This window comes from Pantoea sp. YU22 (assembly GCF_003970755.1).
Lineage (GTDB): Bacteria > Pseudomonadota > Gammaproteobacteria > Enterobacterales > Enterobacteriaceae > Pantoea > Pantoea piersonii.
The window spans coordinates 1-5,974 of sequence record NZ_RYDU01000039.1 but is presented as its reverse complement, the minus strand read 5'-3'; the positions used below and the strand labels follow the sequence as shown (position 1 = coordinate 5,974).

Genomic DNA, 5,974 nt, shown 5'->3' with positions numbered 1-5,974 from the left:
AACAGATGTCACCGACAGAATATGAAAACCAGTATTATCAACGGCTCGGAAGTGTCTAGATTATCCGTGGCGATTCACAACCTGCTAAATGCATAAAAATAATGTCGCTTACTTCGCATTTTTTGGAGAGGTAATATTTTTTACCCATCTTAATGTCCTTTATGTGCTCGCCAGAGGTTAGTTAATAAAAAATAATTTTTTGTTAGGATATTTTTTAAATAAAACCAGGTTTTTTCATGTCACAACCACACCTTGCAGACCCGCTTAACAGTAGGTCGTGGTTATGAATTACTATTTTTTTATTATATCAACCATACATGTACAGGATGAGTTTTAGGTCTTTTCATAAAGCTCCCGGATGCAAAAAAGTCGCCATCAGGCAAGTTATTTTACTGTTAGTGTGATTTTTAATCATAACCTGATTCTTTGATTAAAATATCTTTCATTTAAAGTGCAAAAAAGACGCAGGTGCCCGCAGTTGACTGAATTTCATAGGCAACTTTTCTTACGCCGGGTTATTGCTGTATGCTTCTTGGTATTAATCCTCCGTCGGGCATATGCTATTACGGTCATCCAGTCTGGATCAGCCGTATTGCGAGAGATGCCATGCAGGCGGCATAAAAGTTGCGCCCAGCCTTCCACCTCAGATTCAGGTTCACGACGCAGCTGAACTTCGACTATCTTAATAAGCGCATCAACGCTTTCTTTTATTTCATTCAGACATTCCCCAGACTGAAATCCTGCAGCCATTCGCCTTATTTTTAATACATAAAATTCAGTATCAAAGCTTAAAGGTCGCATGCATATCTCTACCATTAACAAGCCTTAAAAATTCCCTGCTGATGCGCTTTTAAACATCTAATCCATAACCCTCTTTAATGCATGATGCCCGATTTAAAGACATCGGATCACATCAAGCGCAGACAGCATATGTGTTTACTCTGCTGATGCCTGTTAGTTTTACAACACATTAACATGTAAATCAAATACTACTTTAAAAAACCTTAATTCCTTTCATGTTATTAACCAATTGAAATTAATGAGCTTTAATCCTATTGCGTATGAAATTCAGACAGGATTAAGGATTTTTCCATTTTTTAAGCATTTTCTTAGCCCCTCTGGCACTTGCTGCATGTAAGTCGGGCATTCTCCATAGGATGCGCCAGATACACGATATTTTATTAACATTTCTGAAGTGACGCAGAGGGTAAGACTTCACGACTGACAGCGTTCATTTGAGAGTGTTGTATCCAGAGCGTTCATCGGCAGCAGATTGGTGGGCTCATTAGAGAGGGTGTACGGGTTTAAATCTGGTTGACGTTGAGGTTATCAGGATAAGAGGCCGCGGAGCGGTATAAATCATCGGTAAAAAGTGCAGGTTATAAATGGAGGATCCTGCAAGATTGTGAGACGGTACATCTTTAGATTATTATTTGCCTGATGCGTTCTAAAAAGGATAAGTATATATTCGCGCATCAGAATGGCCGGCCATAAAGATATATTGACAGCCGTATTTAAAAGGGACCCCTTATCTTCTATAAGCGGAAGCGAACGTTTTACTTGCTTTTTAACGCCAGCGGCCTTTCCGAGAAATAACAGCGCTACAGATATGCCGTACAGGGGATTCTTAAAGTTTCAGCAGGTATTTGCCGGTGGTTTAAGTTTTCAGCATGGTATATCACGCCTCTGATGCCCCGTTGCAGGCCTGCTGCCTCACGGAGTGCCCTAATAATGTTTCTGCAATTTCAGATGCAGCCCGAAAGCCAGTCTTGTGATATGTCCGGACGGCTTCATCTGCTTTTTTTACTTTTGTCGGCGCACAGAACTCAGCTATCTGTTTCTGTGCGCCGGATGACTGCCGTGTGAATGGGCAGGACAATCATTACAACTACATTATTTCATGACCCCAACTTCCTGGTACAGAACGCGGATTACCGGCCAGTCGTGGCAAGCAGATTCTCAGGGTATCGTTCGCCCTCAATATCAATAGCGGACAGGGCTTCGGCCAGAGATAAAAGATCTGGTTGAGTCAGTACCACATTTGCTGAAGCGATGTTTTCTTCCAGCCGGTGCAGCTTCGTTGTGCCCGGGATCGGCACAATCCAGGGTTTTTGAGCCAGAAGCCAGGCAAGGGCGATCTGAGCTGGCGTGGCGTTTTTTTCACCGGCTATTTTAGCCAGAAGATCAATCAAAGCCTGATTCTTTTCCATTGCCTCTGGCGTAAATCTCGGCAGCAGCTTTCTGAAGTCATCCTCACCCAGAGGGGTATCTTTGTTCATGGCACCGGTCAGGAACCCTTTGCCAAGCGGGCTGTAGGGGACAAGGCCAATGCCAAGTTCTTCACACACATCCAGGATTCCGTTCGTTTCCGGCCCGCGTGTCCAGAGAGAATATTCATTCTGGAGAGCGGTAACGGGTTGAACGGCATGAGCCCGACGCACCGTTGCCGCGCCGGGTTCAGACAGGCCAAAATATTTAACCTTGCCTTCAGCAATTAGCTCACTCACCGCGCCTGCAACATCTTCAATTGGAACTTCAGGATCGACACGGTGTTGATAAAACAAATCAATAGTTTCCACGCCCAGTCTTTTGAGCGAGGCGTTGCAAACCTTTTTGATCTGCTCAGGCCTGCTGTTCATGCCGGCCATTTTCCCGTTGTGAATATTAAACCCAAATTTCGTTGCAATAACGACCTTATCCCTGAACGGCTTTAAGGCTTCACCCACCAGTTCTTCATTCGTATAGGGTCCGTAAACCTCGGCGGTATCAAAGAACGTGACGCCTCTTTCAACTGCGCTGCGAATAAGTGAGATGGCCTCAGCTTTATCCAGTGCATGACCATAGCTGAAGTTAAGCCCCATACAGCCAAAGCCGACAGATGATACCTCTGGGCCCGATTTTCCGAGTCTGCGCATTTCCATAAATACTCCTTCTGATCTGACATAGCTGAAAAACACCCGGCAGGAATAATTAATCGACCAGATTATTCAGGCGAGAGCATGATTTGATGTTAGCCTGATATATAATGCTCAACAATAACGCTGTAATTTCATGACTTGATGAGAAATACTCACTAATGGTAAAGCCCTCTCTTTCTGAACTGAACGCCTTTCTTACCATCGCTGAGCAGCAAAGCTTCAGGGCCGCAGCAAAAGTGCTGGGGATCTCCTCTTCTGCCCTGAGCCACTCCCTGAGGAGCCTTGAAGCAAAGCTTTCTGTCCGCCTGTTCAATCGCACTACCCGTTCTGTCGCATTAACGGAAGCAGGGGATAAGCTTCTCAGGCATATCCGGCCTGCGATCAGCAGTCTTGAGCAGGCGATTGATGAGGCCGCTTCTGAAAGCACTGTTCCGTCTGGAACAGTCAGAATAAGTACGTCGGAATCAGGTGCTCTTCCTTTGATAAAACATGTCTTGCCTGAATTTTTAGAGAAATTTCCCCGTATACGCGTCGAGTTTATTGTCGAGTCAGGGTTTATTGATATCGTGGCAGAAGGCTATGACGCGGGAATACGGCTGCATGAGGATATCCCTAAGGATATGATCGCAGTCTGCTTTCAGCCTGCGATGGTAATCGGCATCGTTGCCTCGCCTGATTATCTGAAACGCAGGGGGGAGCCTGACGTGCCACAGGACCTTTTACAGCACCGGTGCATACGTTACAGGTTTGAAAACGGGGCCCTTCTGGACTGGGAATTGCAGCATAACGGCGCTGCTATTAACGTTAAAGCAGAAAACTCTGTGACTTTCGTTCGCGGCAGTAATTTGCTTGCCGTTGAAGCCGTCCTTAACGGGCTCGGCCTTGCCTGGTTGCCCCTGGATCATGTACAGCATCATCTTGATTCAGGTCGCCTTATGCCTGTCCTGCCGGGCTGTGAAATGAAATATTCTGGCCTCAGCCTTTATTATCCGGCCAACCGGCATCTTCCTCCGGCAGTGGCGCTTTTTATTAAAGCCGTACGGGATTATGCTGCCATGACCAGAAGTGAAGCAGCGGTATAAAAATAAAGATTTTCAGGGGGAACAGTCTGATGAAATTAACTGTAATGAATCTACAGCCCATCTTTAATTGGGTATGGAAGACCACCGTCCGTGACTGGTACAGAGCAGATATGCGCAGTGCAAGGTCCGCTCTGAGCGAAAAGCGGACATCAGGTTAGTCTGTATTATTGATGTCGCTTGTAGTTTTCCCGGACAGCAGTTTGTAGTTCTTAATGGTCGCCCTGGAAAGACTTGCTGCCGTATCGACGATGGCAAAGCGGTAAGAATTTCCATTTATCAGCGGGCTCAGATCGGTACATGCAATAAGCAGCGCCTCTGCCTGATGAGTTTCCACTTCAGCCACTAAATTCTGCCATTCTGCCTGCACATCGGGATCGTGAAAGCCTTTTGTTTTAACCCGTCCGATTAGTAACGTGGTCATTTCACGAAGCCGCTGTGAATCAATAATTTCTCTGTCAGATGCTTTTATTTGCGCCTGATAGAAACCCGCTTCAAGTGTGGGTTCTGTAGCCAGTACCGCGATTCTGGTTGCTTCTGGCGGCAGCGACTCGAGAGCACTGTCTGCGATATGAAGAAGTGGAATACCGCAGCTCGCCGTTTTCATTTCGGTGAAATAGCAGTGAGCAAGGTTACAGGGAATGGTTATCAGGCTCACTCTGGCTTTGACGAGTTCGGCAATCCCCTGCTGCAGGGCGGCGATCATCGCAGAATCATCATTTTTTTTGCCGGGCCAAAAAGGTGTGGGCAACGAGATGATATGCATTTAGGGAAAATCCAGATCATATTTTGCGCCATAGCCGACCTGACAGTCTGTCACCAGCATATCAATAAACGGAGCTGTGGAACGGGGTCCCATACCTGCAAGCACACCGATAGAAACAGTCATTGACAGAGCCTCCTTTCCCTCATCCTCTTTTTCAGATAACAAATTATCTCTGAGTTGCCGGCACAATTAAAGGGTTGCATTTTCCGTCATCTCTTTTTCCAGAATTCACCCGCAAAAGGGGGCTGACGATAGGCCCGGTTAATTAACGCATCATGGTGGAAGCTACTGTCCACATGTGGCACAAAACGGACATCTGCGTAGGACAAAGTCCGCTATGAGCGAAAAGCGGACATATAAATGATGGCAACAGGCAACTTCTGCAACATTAAACATAAGACCCCTATTACACCGCCCCGAGCACCGGTAGGATAAACAGGCAAACGGTGGAAACGTAACTTAAGCGCGAAAGAGTTAAGCTCTACCCTGTCTCGCAGTACGATAACTAGCACCTGATAAGATGAGCAGAAAAGGCAGCAGTAAGCGACGAAGTGTGATTGCTGGAAGTCGGACACTTCGCCCACACAATCAAACCTTTTGCAGGGCGAGGGACAAAAAGGCGAGCTAGGCGAAGGTCGCTACGCTCCCCGTGATTTTTATATATCCACCACGAGGGCATTAGGTACTTTTTGCCTAAAATTAACGCGATGTCTCTTTCAAAGACACCAAAGATAAGACTCCAACATTGCAATATTGATTGATGTACTTATCCGTCATGTTGAAGGTGCCTACTACGAACTTTGTATCTGTCATGGTAAATAATTGTATATTCAATATGTTGCCATCTCTAGCTTGTGACTTAAAAACAACCAGCCAAGCCTTATTCCCATCGACAGTCAATGATAAAGCCTTTGGCTTTAGAGCTTTCACAAGATCCAACATCCCATCTTTTACCACATCGATATTGACCAGACCCGACGAGGCTTTTTCAGTTAACCCCAACGACACTGCGCCATCATCGTTAGAATAAATGAATTTAGGTTTATTTTTTAAAGATGGATATTTAATGTCCGCTAACAGATCTGGCATTTTGGTGAAATTTTCAGGGATTTTGATTGCTAGATCCAGAGGCTTTGAATCGCCACGGATAATCTAGACACTTCCGAGCCGTTGATAATACTGGTTTTCATATTCTGTCGGTGACATCTGTT

At 45.6% G+C, this 5,974-nt stretch carries 6 protein-coding genes; 1 reads left to right on the top strand and 5 read right to left on the bottom strand.

Going from position 1 to position 5,974, the window contains the following annotated elements; genetic code table 11:
• Positions 1-489: 489 nt before the first annotated feature.
• Together EKL29_RS22830 and EKL29_RS22825 are read right to left on the bottom strand one after the other, a co-directional pair.
• On the bottom strand, positions 490-801 hold the full coding sequence (locus EKL29_RS22830; RefSeq protein ID WP_126690834.1) for a hypothetical protein: 312 nt from the start codon (positions 799-801) through the stop codon (positions 490-492).
• 1,130 nt (positions 802-1,931) lie between these two features.
• Positions 1,932-2,921, bottom strand: a complete 990-nt coding sequence (locus tag EKL29_RS22825; protein ID WP_120456181.1) for an aldo/keto reductase — start codon at positions 2,919-2,921, stop codon at positions 1,932-1,934.
• Positions 2,922-3,076: 155 nt separating this feature from the next.
• On the opposite strand from EKL29_RS22825, the gene EKL29_RS22820 reads away from it, so the two are divergent.
• Positions 3,077-4,000: a LysR family transcriptional regulator gene (locus EKL29_RS22820; protein WP_126690833.1), complete on the top strand. Its 924-nt coding sequence runs from the start codon at positions 3,077-3,079 to the stop codon at positions 3,998-4,000.
• 154 nt (positions 4,001-4,154) lie between these two features.
• Here the strand turns inward: EKL29_RS22820 and EKL29_RS22815 are convergent, their stop codons facing one another.
• The 3 genes from EKL29_RS22815 to EKL29_RS22810 form a co-directional block, all read right to left on the bottom strand.
• Positions 4,155-4,763, bottom strand: a complete 609-nt coding sequence (locus EKL29_RS22815) for an aspartate/glutamate racemase family protein (RefSeq protein WP_311779081.1) — start codon at positions 4,761-4,763, stop codon at positions 4,155-4,157.
• Positions 4,764-4,886, bottom strand: a complete 123-nt coding sequence (locus EKL29_RS23505) for a hypothetical protein (RefSeq protein WP_271153216.1) — start codon at positions 4,884-4,886, stop codon at positions 4,764-4,766.
• Between the two features lie 576 nt (positions 4,887-5,462).
• On the bottom strand, positions 5,463-5,852 hold the full coding sequence (locus EKL29_RS22810) for a hypothetical protein (RefSeq protein ID WP_126690832.1): 390 nt from the start codon (positions 5,850-5,852) through the stop codon (positions 5,463-5,465).
• Positions 5,853-5,974: the final 122 nt, after the last annotated feature.